Annotated in this window: 1 pseudogene; it reads left to right on the forward strand. The window is 64.7% G+C overall.

Annotated elements, in window-relative coordinates:
- Positions 1-335 precede the first annotated feature (335 nt).
- Positions 336-728 (forward strand): annotated as a pseudogene (locus J5X86_RS43470) (DDE-type integrase/transposase/recombinase); the annotation flags it as partial.

Raw genomic sequence — 728 nt, forward strand, 5'->3', positions numbered from 1 at the left:
CCGACTCCTGCCGAGGAAACTTCGAGCACACCGACCGGTCACCCCCGCAACGCTGCTGCGCTGGCACCGCCGTCTGGTGACACGGAAGTGGACCTACCCGCACCGTGCCGGCCGCCCTCCCATCGACGAGACCATCACGGCGCTCACCGAACGGCTTGCGCGGGAAAACCCAACGTGGGGGCACAAGCGGATCCAGGGCGAACTGCAAGGTCTCGGCTACCGCATAGGGGCATCTACGGTCCGCAGAATCCTCAGACACCTGCACATACCCCCCGGCGCCCCGGAGGCAGACCGACCTCACGTGGCGGCAGTTCCTGCATGCCCAGTCGTCGACCATGCTCGCAGTCGACTTCTTCCACGTCGACTGCGCCCTCACCCTGCGACGGCTGTACGTGTTCTTCGCCATAGAGGTCGGCACCCGCTACGTGCACATCCTCGGTACAACGGCCCATCCCGACGGCTCCTGGACCACGCAACAGGCGCGCAACCTACTGATGGAGCATGGCAACCGAGCATCCGAGTTCACCTTTCCGGTGCGAGACCGAGCCGGACAGTTCACCACTTCCTTCGACGCCGCCCTGACCAGCCCCGCCATCACCGTGGTAAAGATCCCTCCGCGAAGTCCACGAGCCAATGCATACGCGGAGAAATTTGTCCTCACCGTCCGCTCCGAGGTCACCGACCGCATGCTCATCTTCGGCCAACGCCACCTACGGACCACCTTGGAC

The sequence above is a fragment of the Streptomyces sp. NEAU-YJ-81 genome, from assembly GCF_017592595.1.
GTDB classification, from domain to species: domain Bacteria; phylum Actinomycetota; class Actinomycetes; order Streptomycetales; family Streptomycetaceae; genus Streptomyces; species Streptomyces hygroscopicus_B.